The organism is Alteromonas sp. CyTr2, assembly GCF_947311905.1.
Classification (GTDB): domain Bacteria; phylum Pseudomonadota; class Gammaproteobacteria; order Enterobacterales; family Alteromonadaceae; genus Alteromonas; species Alteromonas macleodii.
Window position 1 is genome coordinate 205,915 of record NZ_CAMZMZ010000002.1, and the last position, 18,927, is coordinate 224,841.

General features: G+C 45.9%; 17 protein-coding genes. 14 read left to right on the forward strand and 3 right to left on the reverse strand.

The genetic code is table 11. The annotated features are described in order from the left end of the window. Window positions 1-17: 17 nt before the first annotated feature. From hflX to QME20_RS02360, 9 genes are all read left to right on the forward strand, one after another. Window positions 18-1,307, forward strand: a complete 1,290-nt coding sequence (gene hflX, locus QME20_RS02320; protein ID WP_281715376.1) for a ribosome rescue GTPase HflX — start codon at window positions 18-20, stop codon at window positions 1,305-1,307. Between the two features lie 67 nt (window positions 1,308-1,374). Further along, complete coding sequence (hflK, locus tag QME20_RS02325; RefSeq protein WP_281715377.1) at window positions 1,375-2,526, forward strand: FtsH protease activity modulator HflK; 1,152 nt, start codon at window positions 1,375-1,377, stop codon at window positions 2,524-2,526. A 5-nt stretch (window positions 2,527-2,531) separates the two neighbouring features. Then, window positions 2,532-3,413 (forward strand): protease modulator HflC, encoded by an 882-nt coding sequence (gene hflC, locus QME20_RS02330; RefSeq protein WP_014980558.1) that lies wholly within the window; start codon window positions 2,532-2,534, stop codon window positions 3,411-3,413. A gap of 319 nt (window positions 3,414-3,732) precedes the next feature. After that, window positions 3,733-5,310 (forward strand): AbgT family transporter, encoded by a 1,578-nt coding sequence (locus QME20_RS02335; RefSeq protein ID WP_014951088.1) that lies wholly within the window; start codon window positions 3,733-3,735, stop codon window positions 5,308-5,310. Between the two features lie 212 nt (window positions 5,311-5,522). Beyond that, window positions 5,523-6,602 carry a ferrochelatase gene (hemH, locus tag QME20_RS02340; protein ID WP_014951087.1) on the forward strand — a complete coding sequence of 360 codons (1,080 nt, stop codon included), beginning with the start codon at window positions 5,523-5,525 and terminating at the stop codon, window positions 6,600-6,602. A gap of 94 nt (window positions 6,603-6,696) precedes the next feature. Continuing rightward, entirely contained in the window at window positions 6,697-7,098 is a 402-nt protein-coding gene (locus QME20_RS02345; protein ID WP_014977648.1) for a DUF4112 domain-containing protein, read from the forward strand. Window positions 7,099-7,240: 142 nt separating this feature from the next. Beyond that, window positions 7,241-8,125, forward strand: coding sequence for an intradiol ring-cleavage dioxygenase (locus QME20_RS02350; protein ID WP_281715378.1), 885 nt, complete (start codon window positions 7,241-7,243; stop codon window positions 8,123-8,125). Window positions 8,126-8,276: 151 nt separating this feature from the next. Further along, on the forward strand, window positions 8,277-9,917 hold the full coding sequence (locus QME20_RS02355) for an acetolactate synthase large subunit (RefSeq protein WP_014951084.1): 1,641 nt from the start codon (window positions 8,277-8,279) through the stop codon (window positions 9,915-9,917). 33 nt (window positions 9,918-9,950) lie between these two features. After that, a complete protein-coding gene (locus QME20_RS02360; RefSeq protein WP_061096080.1) occupies window positions 9,951-11,381 on the forward strand; it encodes an aldehyde dehydrogenase family protein in 1,431 nt (476 codons plus the stop codon). 84 nt (window positions 11,382-11,465) lie between these two features. On the opposite strand, the gene QME20_RS02365 is transcribed toward QME20_RS02360, so the two are convergent. Beyond that, complete coding sequence (locus QME20_RS02365) at window positions 11,466-11,825, reverse strand: DUF2237 domain-containing protein (protein WP_014951082.1); 360 nt, start codon at window positions 11,823-11,825, stop codon at window positions 11,466-11,468. Window positions 11,826-11,989: 164 nt separating this feature from the next. Between QME20_RS02365 and ubiG the strand changes: the two genes are divergently transcribed. From ubiG to QME20_RS02390, 5 genes are all read left to right on the forward strand, one after another. After that, window positions 11,990-12,742, forward strand: a complete 753-nt coding sequence (gene ubiG / locus QME20_RS02370) for a bifunctional 2-polyprenyl-6-hydroxyphenol methylase/3-demethylubiquinol 3-O-methyltransferase UbiG (protein ID WP_281715379.1) — start codon at window positions 11,990-11,992, stop codon at window positions 12,740-12,742. 249 nt (window positions 12,743-12,991) lie between these two features. Beyond that, the gene (locus tag QME20_RS02375; RefSeq protein ID WP_168532732.1) at window positions 12,992-13,981 is read left to right on the forward strand and encodes a triacylglycerol lipase; all 990 of its coding nucleotides are present in this window, start codon (window positions 12,992-12,994) and stop codon (window positions 13,979-13,981) included. Continuing rightward, a complete protein-coding gene (locus tag QME20_RS02380; RefSeq protein WP_281715380.1) occupies window positions 13,981-14,979 on the forward strand; it encodes a lipase chaperone family protein in 999 nt (332 codons plus the stop codon). Before QME20_RS02375 ends, QME20_RS02380 begins: the two co-directional genes overlap by 1 nt. Window positions 14,980-15,168: 189 nt before the next feature. Beyond that, window positions 15,169-15,777 carry a glutathione S-transferase family protein gene (locus QME20_RS02385; protein ID WP_014951078.1) on the forward strand — a complete coding sequence of 203 codons (609 nt, stop codon included), beginning with the start codon at window positions 15,169-15,171 and terminating at the stop codon, window positions 15,775-15,777. Further along, the gene (locus QME20_RS02390; protein ID WP_014951077.1) at window positions 15,777-16,436 is read left to right on the forward strand and encodes a glutathione S-transferase N-terminal domain-containing protein; all 660 of its coding nucleotides are present in this window, start codon (window positions 15,777-15,779) and stop codon (window positions 16,434-16,436) included. The genes QME20_RS02385 and QME20_RS02390 overlap by 1 nt, the downstream gene beginning before the upstream one ends. Window positions 16,437-16,726: 290 nt before the next feature. Here QME20_RS02390 and QME20_RS02395 read toward each other — a convergent pair whose 3' ends face one another. Beyond that, window positions 16,727-17,626, reverse strand: a complete 900-nt coding sequence (locus tag QME20_RS02395; protein WP_281715381.1) for a homocysteine S-methyltransferase family protein — start codon at window positions 17,624-17,626, stop codon at window positions 16,727-16,729. A gap of 36 nt (window positions 17,627-17,662) precedes the next feature. Then, entirely contained in the window at window positions 17,663-18,835 is a 1,173-nt protein-coding gene (locus tag QME20_RS02400; protein ID WP_014951073.1) for an ROK family transcriptional regulator, read from the reverse strand. Between the last annotated feature and the right edge of the window lie 92 nt (window positions 18,836-18,927).

Genomic DNA, 18,927 nt, shown 5'->3' on the forward strand with positions numbered 1-18,927 from the left:
TTTAAAAGGTAACGCGCTTGTTTGACCGTTATGAAGCCGGTGAACAGGCTGTACTTGTTCATGTTAATTTTTCCGACGAGAACAGTAAAGAAGACTTAAGTGAGCTTGAATTGCTTGTGTCTTCAGCAGGGGTTAATGCGGTAGAAGTTATTACGACTTCGCGCAGTGCGCCTCATGCTAAGTTTTTTGTTGGTTCAGGTAAGGCAGAGGAAATAGCAGCGGCAGTGAAAGCACACGATGCCAACGTTGTTATTTTCAACCACGCGCTTTCTCCTTCTCAGGAGCGTAATTTAGAAGCGGTGTGTAAATGCCGGGTGTTAGATAGAACGGGGCTAATTCTCGATATTTTTGCGCAGCGCGCAAGAACACATGAGGGTAAGCTTCAGGTCGAACTAGCCCAGTTGAGGCATATCTCAACTCGTCTCATCAGAGGATGGACCCACCTTGAGCGTCAAAAAGGTGGTATTGGTCTTCGCGGTCCAGGTGAGACACAGCTAGAAACTGACCGTCGGCTACTTCGTGGTCGTATTAAAGCCATTCTTCGTCGTTTGGAAAAAGTGCAAAAGCAACGCGAGCAGGGTCGCCGCTCGCGCAAACGCGCTGAAATTCCAACGGTATCCTTAGTTGGCTATACGAATGCGGGAAAATCGACGCTGTTTAACACCATTACCGATTCACACGTTTACGCTGCCGATCAGCTGTTTGCAACGCTAGATCCCACGTTACGCAAAATCGAGTTAAAAGACGTAGGGCCGGCTATTTTAGCCGACACGGTAGGTTTTATTCGTCATCTTCCCCACGACCTCGTTGCTGCGTTTAAAGCAACGCTTCAAGAAACGCAAGAGGCTGATTTACTGCTTCATGTGGTTGATATTGCTGATGCAAAATATCGCGAAACCATGGATGAAGTTAATGATGTACTTGAAGAAATTGAAGCTGGAGAGATTCAACAATTACTAATCTGTAATAAGATTGATAAACTAGACGACGTTCAACCGCGTATAGAAAGAAACGACGAAGGCGTGCCTGTTAGAGTGTGGCTATCTGCACAAACAGGCGAAGGGACGGAATTATTGAGCCAGGCTTTAACCGAATGTTTAGGCAAAAGCATGGTGAACTATACGTTGAAGATTCCGCCTGCACAAAGTCGATTGCGCGGCGTGTTGTACGAACTAAACTGTATTGCTAGTGAAGAATACGACAGTCAGGGAGACTGGGTAGTTGATGTAAGAATGCCCGCCGCTGACTGGAACAGACTTGAAAAACGTCTGGAAAACGGAATATCAGAGTATGTTGTGCGACATTAGTCAGTGCTAGTCACTGCATTGAGCATGCGAAATTCAAAAATATAACAGTAATCTATGGAGTATCAGCATGGCTTGGAATGAGCCGGGTGGCAATAATAACGACCCGTGGAAGAATCGCGGTGGGAAAGAGCAAGGTCCCCCAGATTTGGACGATGTTTTTAAGAACTTATTTGGTAAGTTTGGAAAGTCAGGTGGCAACGGTGGCGGCTCAGGCAAAAGCCTAGGTGGTATCGGCGCTGGTATTCTTGTAGGTTTACTTGTCGTAATTTGGTTCATTAGTGGTTTTTACACTATTCGTGAAGCAGAGCGTGGCGTAGTGCTTCGCTTCGGTGAGTATCACGAGCAGGTTGAGCCGGGTCTTCGTTGGGCGCCAACGTTCATTGACTCAGTAATCCCAGTTGATGTTCAGTCAATTCGCGACCAGTCATCTTCAGGCTCTATGCTTACAGAAGACGAAAACGTGGTAAGCGTTCAAATGGAAATGCAGTTTCGCGTTGTAGACCCATATCGTTGGACGTTTGCCGTTGAAAGCCCTGAGCAGAGTTTAAGTCAGTCTCTTGATAGCGCTATTCGCTACGTAGTTGGCCACTCTAAAATGGACGACGTACTTACCGACGGCCGTGAAGTAACGCGTCAGCGTGTATGGGAAGAGCTTCAAGCGATCATTGAACCCTACAACATGGGTGTTTCCATTATCGATATGAACTTCCGTGATGCCCGCCCACCAGAGCAAGTTAAAGATGCATTTGATGATGCGATTGCTGCACAGGAAGATCAACAACGTTTTATTCGTGAAGCTGAAGCTTATGCGAGAGAGATTGAGCCACGTGCACGTGGTCAAGTAAATCGTATGAATGAAGAAGCGCAAGCCTATAAAGAGCGTGTAACGTTGGAAGCGCAGGGTGAAGTGGCACGTTTTGAAGAGCTGCTTCCACAATATGAGCGCGCACCTCAGGTTACTCGCGAACGTATCTATCTTGAAACCATGGAAGAAGTGTTGGGTAACACCAGCAAAATTATGGTTGATAGCAAAGGCGGAAACAACATGATGTATCTGCCTCTTGATAAAATTATGGAGCGTCAGCAATCTACGAACAACAAGAATACGCGCAATACACTGGAAGGCTTACAAGCACCAGTAACTGATGCTAACGGCCGCAGCCGCAACAGCTCGCCAAGTACAGGCTTGCGTGGCGATAGCTACAGAGAGGGGAGATAAGCACAATGAAGAATTTGTTAATTGCAGTATTCGTTCTTCTTGTATTGCTTGCATCAGGCTCACTGTTTGCAGTTAAAGAAGGCGAGCGCGCCATTGTTATTCAGTTTGGTAAGGTTCAGCGCGATGACGCGACCGGTGAAACTCGGGTTTTTGAGCCAGGTTTACACTTTAAACTTCCGTTTATTGACTCGGTACGCCATCTAGATGCGCGTATTCAAACGTTGGATGGAACGCCTGATCGCTTTGTAACAAGCGAGAAGAAAGATCTAATTGTTGACTCTTATGTTAAGTGGCGCATAGAAGACTTTGCACGTTACTACCTATCAACGGGTGGCAACAAGCTGCAAGCAGAAGCACTACTGAAGCAAAAAGTAAACAACGGTCTACGTTCTGAGTTTGGTACTCGTACTATTGCACAAATCGTTTCTGGTGAGCGTTCAGCGCTTATGAACCAAGCAATGGAACAAGCTTCTACATCGTCTGACGAGCTTGGTATTGAAATTGTAGACGTACGTGTTAAGCAGATTAACTTACCTACTGAGGTGAGCAACTCGATCTTCCAGCGTATGCGCGCAGAGCGTGCCGCCGTAGCTCGTGAGCACCGTTCAGAAGGTCAAGAGCAAGCCGAAGTCATTAAGGCAAATATCGATGCTAAGGTAACGGTAATGCTTGCTGATGCTGAGCGTAATGCACGTCAACTTCGCGGTGAAGGTGATGCGATTGCGGCACAAATTTACGCTGACGCTTACTCAAAGAACGCTGATTTTTACAGCTTCCTGCGCAGTATGGACGCGTATAAGCAAAGCTTTAACAGCAAACAAGATGTCATGGTTATTGCACCAGACAGCGACTTCTTCAAGTATATGAACAAGTCAAACGGTAACTAAATAGCCGAAATTTAAAGCTTTAAAAACCAGTCTTTTTAGACTGGTTTTTTTACGCCTTTTGAAAGGCTAACGGTATGATATAGCGGGTTATATCTAATCAGCGTAGCCGGACAATTTAGGAAAATGTACACTGACTTAACCCTTCATTTACCCTATCCACTGCCAAAATTTTACTAAATCGGGTAAAATACCGTCTGAATACTATTAAAACACGTCACTATTTATGTACAACGTTGATGCCTTCCCAGCATTAACCTTGGTGTGGTAGACGTCAATAAACGACAGAGGGAAGATTTTGACAACGGAAAATACAAATACAGTGTCTGCCGATGATAGGGGCGGACAAGGTGGGTTATTCTCGCGATTTCTCACCACGGTGGAATGGTTAGGAAACCTGCTCCCACATCCAGTAACGCTGTTCGCACTGCTTTCACTTTTCATTGTGTTACTTAGTGGGATACTTGGTTACTTTGACATTGCTGTAGCTGACCCTCGCCCAATAGGTGCAAAGGGGCGTGAAGAAGACGGTATGATTGAAGTCATATCGCTGATGAGCGCAGAAGGTTTGCAGCGAATAGTGACAGGCTTGGTTACCAATTTCACAGGCTTTGCTCCACTGGGTACCGTACTTGTTGCGCTTCTTGGTGTATCGGTTGCAGAACATTCTGGCCTGTTATCAGCAGCAATGCGCGCGTTGGTGATGAATGCCTCTAAACGTGCCGTGACCTTTGCTATCGTCTTCGCAGGTATCATTTCAAATACAGCATCAGAGCTTGGCTACGTGGTACTAATTCCGCTGGCAGCGATGATTTTCCACTCGTTAGGTCGTCACCCGTTAGCGGGTCTGGCCGCCGCGTTTGCAGGTGTATCGGCTGGCTATAGCGCCAACCTACTACTTGGAACTGTCGACCCACTGTTGTCGGGTATCACGGAAGCCGCTGCTCACATGATTGACCCCGACTATATGGTAGGCCCAGAAGTAAACTGGTACTTCATGTTCATCAGTACCTTCGTTGTAGCCACAATGGGAGCGTTGGTCACCGAAAAGGTTGTTGAGCCGAGACTCGGTAAATTTGACCCTGCTGATGCTTCCATAGATTTAGGCAAGCAATCTATGGACGCGCCTACGGATTTAGAAAAGAAAGGCCTGCGTTGGGCAGGTATATCGTTTGTTATTGTTTGCGCAATACTAGCGCTAACGGTAGTGCCAGAAAACGGTATATTGCGTCATCCAGAAACAGGTGAAGTAGCGGGCTCTCCGTTCCTTAAAGGCATTGTTGCATTCATATTTATCACCTTTGCTATTCCTGGCTTTGTTTACGGTAAAGTTACCAAGTCGATGAAGAACGACAAAGATGTTATTGATGCCATGTCTAAAAGCATGGGGGCAATGGGTCTTTACATTACGCTAGTATTCTTTGCTGCGCAGTTTGTTGCGTTTTTCAAATGGACAAACCTAGGCACAGTATTAGCCGTTAAAGGTGCTGCGTTGTTACAAGCGGCAGGGTTAGATGGCCCAGCGGTGTTTATTCTGTTCATTCTGATGTGTGGTGTAGTGAACCTGTCGCTAGGGAGTGCATCAGCGCAATGGGCGGTAACAGCACCTATTTTTGTACCAATGCTCATGCTCATAGGCTACGCGCCTGAAGTGATTCAAGCTGCATACCGTATTGGTGATTCAGTCACAAACGTTATCGCACCTATGATGAGCTATTTCGGACTAATCTTGGCCATGGCTGCAAGGTACAAGAAAGACTTGGGAATGGGCACGCTCATTGCCATGATGCTGCCTTACTCAATGGTGTTTATCGTAGGTTGGACAATTTTGTTCTACATTTGGGTGTTCCTACTCGGTATGCCGGTAGGCCCGGGCGCAGCGACTTACTATCAGCCTTAAATAGATAGCTTTACGCGCTGCCACACGCATAATGCGGCAGCAAACTAAGAAAGCGGCATGTGTTTTTGAAAAGTATTTTCGAACACCTGTCGCTTTTTTAATGCCCAAAATCTATTAGCGCAATCGCACTTTTTTGGCGTTATAGCAGATCATAATCTAAGGTAATTCAGTATAATACGGATATAGCGCAGTACTTCTCGGACTATGAAAACATGAAATACAAATCGAACAAAGGTTTTACTCACGGGCAACCAGATAAAATTGGCGTACTGGTAACGAATTTGGGGACACCGGAAGCGCCAACTAAGCAGGCGTTACGCCCTTATTTGAAAGAGTTTCTTTCTGATCCGCGGGTTGTGGAAGTGCCTAAAGCGATTTGGTGGTTTGTATTAAATGGTATCATTTTAAACTTTCGCCCTAAGCGTTCTGCTGAGGCTTATTCCACCGTATGGACGGAAGAAGGCTCTCCACTTATGGCTATTACTAAAGCGCAAGCATCAGCTATTGCTGAACGCTGTAAAGCCCAATATGGCGATGACGTAATAGTCGACTTTGCCATGCGCTACGGCAAGCCTGCCATAGGTGATACCATCGAGTCCATGTTGGAAAAAGGCGTACGTAAACTCGTCGTTTTACCGCTTTACCCTCAATACAGCGCGTCGACAACTGGCTCCACATTTGATGCTATCGCTAAGGATTTCACCTCTCGCCGTTGGCTCCCAGAACTTCGCTTCGTGAATCACTATCACGATCGCGATAATTTCATCACCGCGCTGGCGAACAAAGTAAAAGCGCATTGGGAAACCCATGGAAGGGCGGACAAGCTTATTTTGTCTTACCACGGTATTCCAAAGCGCTATTTAATGAATGGTGACCCCTATCACTGCGAGTGCCACAAAACGTCACGCTTGCTTGCCGAGAAACTTGGCCTTTCACACGACGAATATATGACGACCTTCCAATCTCGTTTTGGTCGAGAAGAGTGGTTGAAACCGTATACAGATGAAACGTTAAAGTCTTTACCTGAAAAAGGGGTGAAATCCATTCAGGTTATGTGCCCTGGCTTCTCAGCCGATTGCTTGGAAACTATTGAAGAAATTGGTGAAGAGAATCGCGAGTACTTTATGGAAGCTGGTGGTGAGCGCTATGAATACATCGCGGCACTTAACAGTGACAAAGAACATATAGACGTGCTTTTTGACATAGTGCAAGAAAACCTGCATGGGTGGACAGTACAGTCGGACAACGGTTTGCGCGCAGGCTTAGCAAGAGCGCTAGGCGCTGAAAAGTAGCGTTTAAAAAAGCTGACAGTAAACGTTTCGAGGAAAACCAATAGGGAAATCACCCTTGGTGGCGCATTTATTATATTGAAAGGGAGATAAGGTCGTGGAAGGCAAAGCACCAAAGGCACTACTTAAAGCGCAAAAACTGGCGAACTTGCTGGATACTGCTGTAAAGCTCCCTTTTATCCCAATAAGAATAGGCTTGGATTCAATCGTGGGACTTATCCCTGGAGCCGGTGACGCGCTGATGCTCTTCGTTTCACTTCGAATAGTTTGGCTGGGAAAATCATTGGGTATGCCCAAAGCGCTAATAGCTCAAATGGTAAAAAACTCAGCAATCGACTTTGGCTTAGGTTTTATTCCATTTGTTGGCGACATCGTGGATATATTCTATAAAGCGAATCAGAAAAATGTCCGTATTATGGAGCGCTGGTGGATAAGCGAAAATAAACATGAGGTAGATAAAGTAACACAGAAGGCGCTATCCGAATGGAGTGCTGAATAACCTAGGTTTAGTTACCCAAATACCTGCGCTTTTTTCACTTTGCTTATTTACTGTGTAAAGCTACGTAAAGCTTGAGTAAATAAGAGAACCTTGTCCTTTAGCTAAATGTCTTTTTTGCAAAGACAACCAAGGGCAACGCACGATGACATCAAAAAAATTAACGGAAAAGCCGCTCAAGCGACGCCGCTTTATGAAAACAGCGGTGGGGCTTACATTGGCTCCTATTGCTATCGGGTTGTGGGGTTGTGGAGGTTCTAATTCCACCTCTACAAGTTCCACAGCATCTAACTCCTCAACTTCCAATAACGACACCGATTCAAATGCCGAACCTGAAGAAGATTTTGACGGTTGGGCAAGCGGTGGCACGTCAGCTATGACGTCAGACTTTCCAGACGATAGTTTATTTGACACTGCTTCTGTATGCAGTGTGGCTCTCACAGGTTCTCAAACGGAAGGCCCGTGCTATTTTCAAAGTGACTATCTTGACGACATCTCATATGAGCAAACAGGTTTGCCGATGATGTTGTGTCTTCAGTTAATTGATGAAGCGTGTAATCCCCTATCGGGTTATGAAATTGAAGTATGGCATTGCGATGTAGATGGCGTTTATTCAGGAGATACCAGTGATAGTGCCGATGCCAGCGGATTTAATTCGGCATTTTGCACGGGAAATGAAGTGGATGCATTAAGTGCGAAGTGGTTCAGAGGTATTGCGGTGACAGATGCTAGCGGAAGAATAAACCTAAAAAGCTGTTTTCCCGGCTGGTACAGCAGCCGAGCTATCCACATCCATTTTCGTATACGTCGCAACAATACTGATCAATTGGTTTCTCAATTTGGCTTTTCCGATAGCTTTTGCCAAGACATTTGTACCAATCATCCCGACTACAGTCACCGGGGTGAGCCAGACACGTTGCTGGGGCAAGATACAGTGTTTGGCAGTGACTACAATGAATATACATTTAGTGTGTCACAAAACGAAGATGGTTCTTTGCTCGCATACAAGCGCATAATAATCAGTGATTAGACTTCCTTTTTCTCTCCTATACACTATTTTTTAACATGCCCGTTAGCAACGGGCATTTTATTACGCACAGTAAACCCATTCGCAGCATTGTTTCGTAGCACAACTAATAAGCACTTTATTTTCTGCTCAAATTACAAGGAGCGTGCAGCACATGAAAGCGTCCGATTTATTTGTTAAAGCGTTAGAAGCAGAAGGCGTGGAATACGTCTTTGGTATCCCAGGTGAAGAAAACCTCGACTTACTTGAGTCGTTGCGCGAGTCCTCTATTAAACTGGTGCTGACTCGTCACGAGCAAGGCGCTGGCTTTATGGCTGCTACTTACGGCAGGCTTACCGGAAAAGTGGGAGTGTGCCTTTCGACCTTAGGACCTGGGGCCACTAATTTAGTTACTCCCGCGGCTTACGCTCAACTTGGTGCTATGCCAATGTTGATGATTACTGGGCAAAAGCCGATCAAAACCAGCAAACAAGGTCGCTTTCAAGTTATCGACATCGTTGACATGATGCGGCCGATCACTAAATTCACTAACCAGATTGTGAGTGGCGATAGAATTCCTTCTACTGTGCGAGAGGCATTTCGTCTAGCCCATGAAGAGCGCCCGGGCGCTGTACACATTGAACTGCCAGAAGACATTGCCGCAGAACAAACCAGTGCCCAAATACTGACACCTAGCATGGCCCGTCGACCTATCGCCGAATACAAAGCAATTGCTGCTGCGGTTACTATGATTGAAGAAGCCCAGTCACCTTTGTTATTGATTGGCGCCGGAGCAAACAGAAAGCTAACAGCGAAAATGCTCAGGGAGTTTGTTGATAAAACCTGCATTCCATTTGTTACCACCCAAATGGGTAAAGGGGTACTAAATGAAAGCGACCCGCGCTTTGCAGGGAACACTGCTCTGTCTGACGGTGATTTTGTACACAGGGCAATAGAGCGTGCCGATCTTATTATCAACGTAGGCCACGATGTGGTAGAAAAGCCACCGTTCTTCATGCATCACAACGATAAAAAAGTGATTCATGTCAACTTTGATTCGGCTGCCGTAGACCCTGTTTACTTCCCGCAACTCGAAGTCGTTGGAGATATTGCTAACAGCATCTGGCAAATAAAAGAAGGCATTACTCCCCAAGACAGTTGGAAACTCGACTTCTACAAAGATGTGCATCAAGCCTATGTAGACCACCGTGCTGAAGCAGAAGACGATAATCGATTCCCTATCTTACCAGAACGTCTTGTACGTGATATTCGTAAAGTTATGCCTGATAACGGCATTGTTACGTTAGACAACGGCGTATATAAAATATGGTTTGCCCGAAATTACCCCGCATATCATCCGAATACCCTGCTTTTAGACAACGCACTGGCTTCAATGGGAGCCGGTTTGCCATCAGCTATAGCAGCCAAACTAGTGAAGCCTGATGTCCCTGTGGTAAGCGTATGCGGCGATGGCGGCTTTATGATGAATAGCCAAGAAATTGAGACTGCCGTTAGGCTTAAGCTTGACCTTGTGGTGATCATCTTGCGCGACGATGCGTACGGAATGATCAAGTGGAAACAAGCAAACATGCAGTTCGATGAGTTTGGTTTAGATTATGGCAACCCCAACTTTGTTAAATACGCACAAAGTTACGGCGCACAGGGCTGGAGAGTTGACGATGCGGATGTACTTATTCACTTGGTTGATAAGTGTTTGAACACAAAAGGCGTACATATTATCGATTGTCCAGTTGATTACAGTATGAATGACAAAACACTAAATCATACGATTAAAGAGCTTAGCGCCAAGCTTTAAGCCAAACGTAATAGAAAAGGTAAGGAGTAAAAAATGTTGAAGGAAAGCTATCCCTATTATTTAGCGAGTGAGCCACATTATGCCAATACCGACTTGGACGTGACTAATAAATACACCGGAGAGGTAGCAACCAAGGTGGCGATGGCCGATGCGGATACCATCGATAAGGCCATTGCTGCAGCAGAAGAAGCGCAGCCTGCGATGGCCGCCATGGCTCCTTTCGAGAGACAAGCGGTGCTAGAGCACTGTGTGAAGCGCTTTACCGAAAGAGCCGATGAGTTGGCACAAGCGCTTTGTATAGAGGCTGGTAAGCCAATTAAAGACGCTAAGGGCGAAGTCAGCCGCCTTATCGATACCTTCAAAATAGCGGCAGAAGAATCAGTGCGTATTAACGGCGAGGTGGTGAATTTAGAAATCTCGGCGCGTGCCAAAGGTTATCAGGGCATGACCAAGAAGGTCCCTATAGGTCCATGTTCATTTATATCGCCGTTTAATTTTCCTCTGAATTTGGCTGCGCACAAGGTGGCTCCTGCAATCGCAGCAGGCTGTACCTTTGTACTTAAGCCTGCCTCGCGAACCCCTATTGGTGCGCTCATTATTGGTGAGGTATTAGCTGAAACTGACTTACCCAAAGGCGCATTTTCTATTCTACCTTGTAGCCGCGACGGCGCTGACTTATTCACTACTGATGAAAGACTAAAACTGCTTAGCTTCACAGGTTCACCTGATGTGGGCTGGGCGCTTAAAGCAAAAGCAGGAAAGAAGCCGGTGGTATTGGAGCTTGGCGGTAACGCCGCATGCGTAGTTGATGAAGATGCCGATATTGAAGACGCCATCGACCGGGTAATTGTCGGAGCTTATTATCAATCAGGGCAAAGTTGTATAAGTGTTCAGCGCCTTTTAGTGCATAGCAAAATATACGATGAGTTTAAGTCGCGCTATGTGGAAAAAGTGAAAGCGTTAGTGTCTGGCGACCCGTCTAATGAAGACACCTTTATTGGCCCTATGATCTCAGAAGGCGAAGCAGAGCGCCTTCACGGCTGGGTTGAAGAAGCAAAAGAGAAAGGTGCCACCATTCTATGCGGCGGAACGCGAGACGGCGCCATGCTTGAGGCTACGGTAATGGAAAATGTACCAAAGGATTGTGATGCCAGTGCCGAAGAAGCGTTTGGCCCTCTATCTATTCTGGTGCCATTCGATGACTATGACGAAGCGCTTGAAGAAGTAAACAACAGCCGCTACGGACTTCAAGCAGGTGTGTTTACCCGCGATATATACAAAGCGCACAAAGCATGGGACGTGCTTGACGTTGGTGGTGTGGTCATTGGAGATGTACCTAGCTGGCGGGTGGACAACATGCCCTATGGTGGCGTGAAGGACTCAGGCTTAGGTCGCGAAGGTATTCGCTATGCGATTGAAGATATGTCTGAGACTCGCCTTATGGTAATTCGTACTCCTCAGTAGTAGATTGAGTTTCACTGCTCAATCAAGCAATGTTCGCGCAATAGTGCGAATATAAGCATTCGAGGGCGAGGCGGCAGGTTTAGATTAATCTGCCGCGTACTCTTCTAGCAGTGAAAGTGGAATAATGTCTAACGCTTTTTCATGTGTGGCTTCCAAGCGTACTTTCGGCGCTACACCTGCCTCATAGGCTTGTAGCCAGCGAGCGGCACACAAACACCATCTGTCGCCTGCTAACAGGCCAGGAAATGTCATACTAGGCCACGGCGTGATGAGGTCGTTGCCTTGTCGTAGCGAAAATTGAAGAAATTCGTCAGTGACAACCGCGCATACGCTGTGATTACCCACATCAGCGTCTGGTACATAGCAAAATCCTTCTCGCGTAAATCCAGTATTTCCACAGCATAGCTGGAGTGGGCGTCCATAAACATTTTTTGCGTTCGCCAAAATCAGAACCCTCTTTTACAACGTATGGTTTAATAGGTATGTCTTATTCAAATCGCCAAGTAGCGAATTTAGGATGAATAGAACCTTATCTATCCACCTTATGACCCTGCTCGACAAGGGTCAACAATAAGCACTACGGTAACTACGTTTTAAGGTAAAAAATCGTGCTCGATAAAAGCAAAAAAACAGGCGACAGTAACTTTTCTGAACAAGAGATTGCGCGCTTCGATGCGCTGGCTGACTCTTGGTGGGATCCAGAAGGCAAATACAAAACCGCGCTGGATTTTAATCGGGCAAGACTAAACGTTATAAAAGCACAAATAGAAAATCATTTCGGTCAGGGCAACTTGCCTCCCGATTATTCCGCCTTATCAGTGATAGATATTGGCAGTGGCGGTGGGCTAATAAGCGAACCGCTAGCAAAATTAGGCGCCCAAGTTACAGGAATAGATGCCAGTGCGGTGAGCGTAGAAGTGGCAAAGCGCCATGCTCAAAATACAGGAGTGAAGGTAGACTATCAGCACAAACTTTCAAGCGAGGTAGTAGAAGAAGGTCGGCAATATGATGTGGTAATTAACGCCGAAGTAGTTGAGCACGTGCCTGACCAGCAGCAGCTTATGCTCGAGTGCGCAAGTTTGGTTAAGCCGGGTGGCCTGCTGATTTTGGCAACGCTGAACCGCACGCTGAAAAGTTATGTTGTTGCCATAGTGGGAGCGGAATACGTAATGCGCTACTTACCAATAGGAACCCATGACTGGAAGAAATTTGTTAAGCCCGGCGAATTAAAACGCTGGATTGGAAATGAGTTTACCCTTAAGTATCAGGTCGGTATGAGGCTAAACCCACTTAAAGGAGAGTGGCTAACCACTTCGAGCCTAGCCGTAAACTACGTTCAAGCATATTCCAAACATAAATAAGCAACTATAAGTATTATTTATTCCCTGTATTTTCAGAGCGAATGGTATGAGTTAACATACTTCATGCCTGACGCTATCTTTATGAATTAACTGACTAATAGTAACTAACTCCGTCGAGAATTTACCTATACACAGTAAAAGCCTTTGTTAAAGATTTCATACAAAGGTTGATCTTTACATCTTGTTTACATAATTATAACAAAGGTCTGACCACAGGCCACATATAACCATAATTATGGGAAAAACTCGATGACATTACATAACCACTTACGCTCTACAAGAATACGCTCTACAAAACCATGGCTCGGTAAATTCGCCGTGTTTTTAGCTTTGTTCAGTATGACATTAGGCTTGTCTAGCCAAGCCTACGCTGGCACCTACGCAAAAACCAAGCACCCTATTGTGTTAGTTCACGGTCTGTTTGGGTTCGAAGATATCTTATTTGTTGATTATTTCTATAAGGTACCGCACAAACTTAGCCGAAACGGCGCTGTTGTCTATATCGCAGAGGTCTCACCAGCAAACTCGACCGAAGTCCGCGGTGAACAGTTACTCGATTACATTGATGAAGTTCTGGCGCTATCAGGAGCTGACAAAGTGAATTTAATTGGACACAGTCACGGTGGTCCAACGGCACGTTACGCCGCAAGCATTGCCCCAGATAAGGTTGCTTCGGTAAGTTCAGTTGCCGGCGTAAACTGGGGAAGCAAAGTGGCAGATGAACTACGAGACGCTTTTTCTGAAGGTTCAGTGGGCGAGGGTGCTGCGGGCGTTGTAGTTAATGCGTTCGCCAATATCATCGAGATTGCCTCTGGGTCAGATCCGCGAGACAAACCTACAGATTCAATCGCTGCGCTTAATTCATTGTCTACGTCTGGCTCTGTTGCTTTCAATCAAAAATATCCAGAAGGGATGCCTACTGCCTACTGCCGCAACGATGGAAAAATGTTGGCTGAAAATGGCGTGTACTATTTCTCGTGGAGCGGAGGCAGAACTTACACCAATGCACTTGATGTAGTTGACCCATTCTTAGCTATTACTGGCACCGCATTCAAAGAGCCAAACGATGGGCTAGTATCGACCTGTAGTTCTCATTTAGGCAAAGTACTTAAAGACAACTATAAAATGAACCACCTTGATGAAGTCAACCAGAGCTTTGGCATAACGCACTGGTTTGAAACCGACCCAGTTGACGTGTTTGTTCGTCAGGCTAACCGACTGAAAGGCTTAGGACTGTAGTGGAGAAGCGTCAATTACGCCGTGTTTTTCCAATACTAGGAGGGCTGCTCGCCCTCTTAGTATTCGGTGCTATTCTTTACAACCAGTTAGCGTCTGAATCCCAAACCTCTAATTCAGAAATTTTCAGTCAACGCTCATCCTTAGGTGAACAAGCGAAAGCCGGAGAATATGAGTTAGAAGGAGGCGGTGCAGTACATCAAGTAACTGATGTAGGTAGTCATCGGGATAGTGACACTGATATTGCAGCTGATCTCATTCCCTTTGAACTCAATTACTCGACCAAAGACGCTTTCGATCGCTTCGTATTTACACGCTCCTCAGAAGTGCCGCAAGCAGTGAAACTTGCCTACACAACCCATGCTCACGGAGTATTCACACTCAGCACGCAAGGTGACGCAATCGACTTATTTGCCCGGTATGTCGATTACAAAGTGGCGCTGTCTTTGGTTGAATTGGACGTCGACCTTGCCAGTCACAGCTTGCAGGATGTGTCGTTTAAGCTAGATGAGCGAGAGGAAATTAGGCGAACTTACTTTAATAATACTGAATACCACTATCTGTTTAGTCAAGAAGCGCAGGTAGATGAGGCGGCGCTAGCACGTTTAAGTGTTGCCCAAGAAAACACCTTATCCAGAGACGAGAGAAAGGCCCTTATCGTCGAGTCAATTAAAGCGGGAAACTCTGCCGAACGTGAAGCCTTCCAGCCCACGCTTAATATGCATCGAATAAACGAAATAAAAAACAACCACAGCACTATTAACGATCGCTATAACGCAGTGGCGGCTGAATTTGGTAGCGAAGTTGCAGAACGCTTTTCCAAAACATGGGCACAACAAGCTCAGTGGCAAAACAGAATTGCCGAATACAAAACATTCCGCGATAACTTGGCTCAGCAATCTCTTGATTCAAACGCAATAGAAAAAGCACTGCAAGAGTATCAATCTGCCCATTTTACTGACAATGAAATAAAGCGTCTTAAAGTACTCACAGCGCTGTAGCAGCATCTAGATAGAGCTGGTTCAAGACCTGCAACTGGCTAACTATCTGCGAAAAATACAGAGGTATAACCATAAAGGCGCTGAATAGTATGAGTCATATACAGAGTGATTTGAAAGCGTACTGCACAGTTACTAATCTTGGGTTATTACAATTCCTGACTAATCACCATAAGGCCCGTAATCATCATTATGAAAATCTACGAAACGAAGACTGCGCCCAACCCACGTCGAGTACGAATGTTTTTGGCTGAGAAGGGCATTGACGTTGACTACGTTCAGGTCGACATTCAAAAGGGTGAAAATCTAACTGCGGAAATGCGCGCGAAGAACCCGCTGGGAAAGATACCTATTTTAGAGCTTGATGACGGCACCTGTATTGCCGAAACCGATGCCATTTGTACGTATTTTGAAGCACTGCAGCCAGAGCCTCCGCTAATGGGAACAACGCCCGTTGAAAAAGCGACTATTTCTATGTGGCAACGACAAGTAGAGTTCGCGTTTATGATGCAAATTGGTATGTGTTTTCAACATACTACAGGCTACTTTAAAGATCGTATGACGCCGGTTCCTGAATTCGGTAAGGAAGCGGGTATTAATGCGTCGAAATATTTGAACATTTTAGAGCGTCGACTTGGTGTTAAAGAGTTTATTGCTGGGGACACCTTTTCTATTGCCGATATAACTGCGTTATGCGCTATGGATTTCGCCCGTGTGGTAAAAATTCGTATGACTGACGAGCATGTCAATCTGGCGCGCTGGTATGAGGCGGTAAGTAACAGAGAGAGTGCAAAAGCCTAATGATAGATTTATACACCGCAGCCACACCGAACGGTTGGAAAGCGTCGGTAGCGCTTGAAGAAATGGGGCTTGAATACACCGCCCATGCCGTAAACCTGATGAAGGGAGAGCAGAAAACTCCTGAATTTTTGGCGATGAACCCCAATGGCCGCATTCCTGTAATTGTGGATAGAGAAGCCGACGGTCACATCGTGTTTGAGTCTGGCGCTATCATGATTTATCTCGCAGAAAAAAGCGGTATGTTTTTACCCTCCGACGCAAAGCGAAAAAGCCAGGTTTTACAGTGGGTCATGTTTCAGATGGGAGGCATAGGCCCAATGATGGGCCAAGCTAATGTGTTCCACCGCTACCTAGAAGAAAAAATTCCAGTGGCGATAGCACGTTATCAGAACGAAGTACGCCGCCTATTTACTGTGCTTGATGGGAGGCTAGAAAATCGAGAGTATTTGGTCGACGACTATAGTATTGCTGACATGGCGAACTGGTGTTGGGTGCGTACCTATGAATGGTCTGGTGTAAGCATAGAAGGGTTAGACAACTTAACCCGTTGGAAAAACAGTATTGAAGCGAGGCCAGCCGCACGGCGTGGAGTGGAAGTCCCGAATAAAATTGACAGAGAAGCACTGATCAAAGGGGCTAAAAATGTTGTTACGAAATAGCGCTTTTAACTGAGTCGACAAACCGGTTGAGCCATCCCGATGCCATGCTAGGTTTGTAAACAAGTTCGAAGTGCTCCGTATGATAAAAGTCATAACCTAATACATCGACGCTAGTAAGGTTATGGCTTTTTGCTATGAAGTCAGGCACGTAGGCCAAGGCCAGTCCTTGTCGAACAATGGATATCAGCGTGCCAAAATCATTACATCGATAGCGAATTGAGCGGGGCACTTTGAACGAGGCGGTAGTCAGTGGCTAAGTGAATCGAAACTGACATTCGTTGAATTGCTGTTTAAACGTCGCTGATGGCTTTAATATGTTCAGGGCCGATACCACAGCAGCCCCCGATGATAGTTGCGCCAGCAGCTACCCAAGTCTTAACGTATTCAACATAGCGGGCGGGGGTTATATCGTCACGTATTTCGGAAAGTAGCGCGTTGGCCGCGTGTGTACGTTTTCTCTCAGAAAAGCTATTTGCATAAGCGCCAATATTAATCGAAGTATTTAAACTTCGCGTTATTGAAATAGCGTCTTCCATCTCTTCCGGCTGCGAGCAATTGAAAAGTACGCTTTGTACTTCGCTCAATATTGGCGCTATCTCACTTAGCGGCTCACCAGAGCGCAATGTCACAGGCTCGTTAGATGTTTCTCGATTACTAACGGAGAATGACAGCCATATAGGCAGTGAAGAGTGCTGTTTTATAAGTGACACCGCGGCTTTAGCTTCTTCTACCGAACTTGCAGTTTCAATCAACCAAACATCAACATAGGGCTCCTGGGCTTTAATAAGCGGGGTGAGAATGTCGGCTACACGGCTCGCATCAAATAAATCCGGGCGGTAAGAACCAAAAGCTGGAGGAACGCTACCCGCGACAAATCGCCTCTTGTCACCATCGCTCTTTAGTGCGTTTACTGCGCCTCGAGCGAGTTCGGCCGCATTCTGAGCGAGAGTAAAAGCCTGCTCCCTAAATGTATTTTCCCCAATATGAAAAGGTACAAGCGCATAGGCGTTAGTGGTAATAACACAGGCACCAGCTTCAAGAAAACGTTTGTGCACATCACCTACTAATTCAGGTGTTTGCATTAGTGCCAGTGCTGACCACTCTGGCTGCTTAAAGGGTGCACCTGTCTTTTTCAGCTCTCGCCCCATGCCGCCATCTAAAATTAAAATGTCATGCATTCCTTCTTTCATGCTGCCCCAAGCCAAACCTTTTGAGATGTGAGATGATTAGTAATAATTTGCCTGAAGGGCTAGGTTTGCACTTCCAATGGATTGCGCTTTTCTGCCTACAAGACCTTCGCTTATGTGTACCTGAGCAAGGCCACGCATATCAAGCGTCTCCATCGCGCTTTGCGTATGCGCGACCAATGCGTTTTTGACATCATCAGGAATTGCGCCATCTATGATTACGCCGTCTAGGTCTAACAAGCTCATTGCACATTGAGTCGCAAAGGCCAATCCTCTGGCAGTTTCGCTCAACCAGTCTTCTATTGAGCGCGTGTCACAAGACCAGTGGGATGGCGATTCATAAATATGCTGACCGTTATGCCCAGCGTCGTTTAGCTTTCTTTCCAGCAAATAAAGTGAAGACTGGGTTATTAGCTGGCTTTGTGTACTGCCATTGTAAAAAGGTAAAGAGCCAATGGCCCCAGCGTTGCCTGTTTTTCCATTAACTAACTGGTTATTGAGTACCAGGCCACCACCTAAGAATGTGCCAACAAAGATGTAAAGAAAACTATTGTAGTTTTGGGAATTACCGAAAGACATCTCTGCGCTGCACGCTGCTCCAGCATCATTTTTTATAAAAACAGGAAGTGATAATAAATCTTCCAACGCCGCCTGTGGATTAAACTCTCTCCACTCTTCCAATTCATTTTTTGGGGCTCCGGCTTCTTCTGCCCAACTCCAAATTTCGAAGGGCATAGCAACGCCTAAACCTCGGATTAGGCGCTGTTGGTCGGTATCTAAATTTTTAATGAGTACATTGAAAGCACGTTTTGCAAAGGTAAGCAGATTGCTTACGGTCGGGTAGGCAAATTTCTCGTGAAGTGTTGCTCTTACATTGCCTTTCAAGTCGAGTAACGTCATATCGAAACTTCGTCGACCTACTTTCAGCCCTATACCAAACGCGCCGTTTTCATTTAGACCAAACGGCACCTTGGGCTGGCCTACTCCGCCTTTGATTGGCTTTAGTCGCCTTACCAGGCCGTCAGCCTCTAGTTTTTTAATGATCACTGTCGCTGATTGTGCAGACAGCCCCGTTAACTGTGCTATTTCAGCTTTAGGCAATGAAGAACGTTGGCGAATTAGGGTAAGGATATCCCGTTCATTCGCTGAGCGGCTATCAAGCAATGTAGGTGCTTTTTGTGATGGCAGGTGAAAGGCCGATTCAGTATTCAATGTATTTACAATCTATCGTTTTAAGAAGCTAGAGTGTAATAACAACCTAGCCGTGTATCAAATTTAAGAAATGGTGTAGGTACTTGTTCAGA

Excerpts from the sequence above, each read along its gene's own strand:
- hemH (WP_014951087.1), top strand. The coding sequence starts at position 5,523 with ATGAAATACAAATCGAACAAAGGTTTTACTCACGGGCAACCAGATAAA.
- QME20_RS02385 (WP_014951078.1), top strand. The coding sequence starts at position 15,169 with ATGAAAATCTACGAAACGAAGACTGCGCCCAACCCACGTCGAGTACGA.
- QME20_RS02350 (WP_281715378.1), top strand. The coding sequence starts at position 7,241 with ATGACATCAAAAAAATTAACGGAAAAGCCGCTCAAGCGACGCCGCTTT.
- QME20_RS02360 (WP_061096080.1), top strand. The coding sequence starts at position 9,951 with ATGTTGAAGGAAAGCTATCCCTATTATTTAGCGAGTGAGCCACATTAT.
- hflC (WP_014980558.1), top strand. The coding sequence starts at position 2,532 with ATGAAGAATTTGTTAATTGCAGTATTCGTTCTTCTTGTATTGCTTGCA.
- QME20_RS02355 (WP_014951084.1), top strand. The coding sequence starts at position 8,277 with ATGAAAGCGTCCGATTTATTTGTTAAAGCGTTAGAAGCAGAAGGCGTG.
- hflK (WP_281715377.1), top strand. The coding sequence starts at position 1,375 with ATGGCTTGGAATGAGCCGGGTGGCAATAATAACGACCCGTGGAAGAAT.
- QME20_RS02375 (WP_168532732.1), top strand. The coding sequence starts at position 12,992 with ATGACATTACATAACCACTTACGCTCTACAAGAATACGCTCTACAAAA.
- QME20_RS02395 (WP_281715381.1), bottom strand. The coding sequence starts at position 17,626 with ATGAAAGAAGGAATGCATGACATTTTAATTTTAGATGGCGGCATGGGG.
- QME20_RS02390 (WP_014951077.1), top strand. The coding sequence starts at position 15,777 with ATGATAGATTTATACACCGCAGCCACACCGAACGGTTGGAAAGCGTCG.